The sequence below is a fragment of the Bradyrhizobium sp. genome (assembly GCF_019242285.1).
Lineage (GTDB): Bacteria > Pseudomonadota > Alphaproteobacteria > Rhizobiales > Xanthobacteraceae > Bradyrhizobium.
The window spans coordinates 1-2,430 of record NZ_JAFAVV010000252.1; the positions used below are offsets into that span (position 1 = coordinate 1).

Annotated in this window: 2 protein-coding genes; both read left to right on the plus strand. The window is 62.3% G+C overall.

Going from position 1 to position 2,430, the window contains the following annotated elements; translation table 11 throughout:
• The coding region (locus tag JOY90_RS09750; RefSeq protein WP_367276905.1) for an FAD-dependent oxidoreductase at window positions 1-1,297 on the plus strand (1,297 nt) is incomplete at its 5' end.
• On the plus strand, window positions 1,267-2,430 hold a 1,164-nt coding region (locus JOY90_RS09755; protein ID WP_291690926.1), incomplete at its 3' end, for a 2-oxoacid:acceptor oxidoreductase family protein. The genes JOY90_RS09750 and JOY90_RS09755, both read left to right, overlap by 31 nt.

The following is a 2,430-nucleotide window of genomic DNA, read 5'->3' on the forward strand; positions in this document are numbered from 1 at the left end:
CAATCTCGGTGGCCGCTGCAGCATTGGCAAAAGCATCGACTCCATGAAGGCGTTGCTGGGGCAGAATTACGACGCCATCTTTGTCGGCTCCGGTGCACCGCGCGGCCGCGATCTCGATATTCCCGGCCGCAAGGAGGCCGCGGCCAATATCCATATCGGCATCGACTGGCTGTCGTCAGTTTCGTTCGGCCATATCTCGAAGATCGGCCGCCGCGTGGTCGTGCTCGGCGGCGGCAATACCGCGATGGACTGCTGCCGCTCGGCGCGCCGTCTTGGCGGCGAGGACGTGCAGGTCGTGGTGCGCTCGGGCTTCGAGGAAATGAAGGCGTCGCCTTGGGAAAAGGAAGACGCGATGCACGAGGGCATCCCGATCCACAATTATCTCGTGCCCAAGGAATTCAAGCACGACAATGGCAGATTGACCGGCGTGGTGTTCGAGAAAGTGCGCGCCGAGAAAGACGAGAAAGGCCGCCGCAAGCTGGTGCTATCCGGCGAACCGAATCTCCTCTTCCCCTGCGACGACGTGCTGGTCGCAGTCGGCCAGGAGAACGCCTTCCCGTGGATCGAGAAGGATTGCGGTATCGATTTCGACCAGTGGCACATGCCCAAGGTCGATCCGAAGACGATGGCTTCGACCAATCCGAAAGTGTTTTTCGGCGGCGATGCGGCGTTCGGGCCCAAAAACATCATCTGGGCGGTCGCGCACGGCCATGAAGCCGCGGTGTCGATCGACAAGATACTCAATGGCGAGGATATCGCCGACCGCCCCCTGCCGGCTGTCGAGATGATGAGCCAGAAGATGGGCATCCACGAGTGGTCGTACAAAAATGAGGTGATGCTCGACGAGCGCTATAAGGTGCCGCTGCGCGACAAAGTCATTGCGCTCAAGGACATCAAGGCAGAAGTCGAGCTCGGCTTTGATGAGCAGCTCGCTTACGCCGAGGCCGGACGCTGCCTCAACTGCGACGTCGAGACGGTGTTCGCGGCCAAGCTGTGCATCGAGTGCGACGCCTGCGTCGACATCTGCCCGATGGATTGCATCACCTTCACCGCCAATGGCGAAGAAGCCGATTTACGTAAGCGGCTCACCGCGCCGGCGGTCAATCTGACCCAGGATCTCTACGTGCAGGACAGCCTCAAGACCGGCCGCGTCATGGTCAAGGATGAGGACGTTTGCCTGCACTGCGGGCTGTGCGCGGAGCGCTGCCCGACCGGGGCCTGGGACATGCAGAAATTCTTCCTCGATATGACTCACGCGGGTTCGTCATGCCGGCCAACACGCCGATCAGCAGCGTAAACGATTTCGTCGTTCGCTTCGCGAACGTCAACGGCTCGGGCTCGGCGAGCGCCAACGAGATGTTCGCGCGCGCGATCCTGCGCATGGGCATCCCCTGCGCGCCGCGCAACATCTTCCCGTCGAATATTCAGGGCCTGCCGACTTGGTACGAGGTCCGCGTCTCGGAAGCGGGCCATCTCGGCGCGCGCGGCGGCACCGACTTGATGGTCGCGATGAACCCGCAGACCTTCGACAAGGACATCGCCGGCATCGAACCCGGCGGCTACCTGCTCTACGACTCGACCAAGGCCTTGCCGGCGTCGAAATTCCGTCCGGACATCACGGTGATCGGCATTCCGCTGACCGCGATCTGCAACCGGGAATATACCGATCCGCGCCAGCGTCAGCTGTTCAAGAACATCATCTATGTCGGCGCGCTGACCGCGCTGCTCGACATGGATGTGAAGGCGGTCGAGAAGCTGATCGGCGAGCAATACAAAGGCAAAGAGAAGCTGATCGAGCCGAACCTCAAGGCGCTGCATATCGGCCGCGACTACGCGACGCTCAATCTCTCCTGCCCGCTCGGCATCAAGCTGAAAGCCTGCGACAAGGTCGGCGACCGGATCTTCGTCGAGGGCAATTCGGCGGCCGCGCTCGGCGCGGTCTATGGCGGCGCATCGGTGTGCGCCTGGTATCCGATCACGCCATCGTCGTCGCTGGCCGACGCCTTCACCAAGCATTGCGCCAAGCTGCGCGTCGATCCGAAAACCCAGCAGGCCAAATACGCCATCGTGCAGGCCGAGGACGAACTCGCCTCGATCGGCATGGTGATCGGCGCAGGATGGAACGGCGCGCGCGCTTTTACGGCGACCTCCGGCCCCGGCATTTCGCTGATGCAGGAGTTCATCGGGCTCGCCTATTTCGCGGAAATCCCCGCGGTCATTTTCAACGTGCAGCGCGCCGGCCCCTCAACCGGCATGCCCACACGCACGCAGCAGTGCGACATCACATCGTGCGCCTATGCCTCGCACGGCGACACCAAACACGTGCTGCTGTTCCCCGAAGACCCGGCCGAAGCCTTCGACTTCGGCGCGGTGTCCTTCGATCTCGCCGACCGGCTTCAGACCCCGGTGTTCGTCATGCTCGATCTCGAT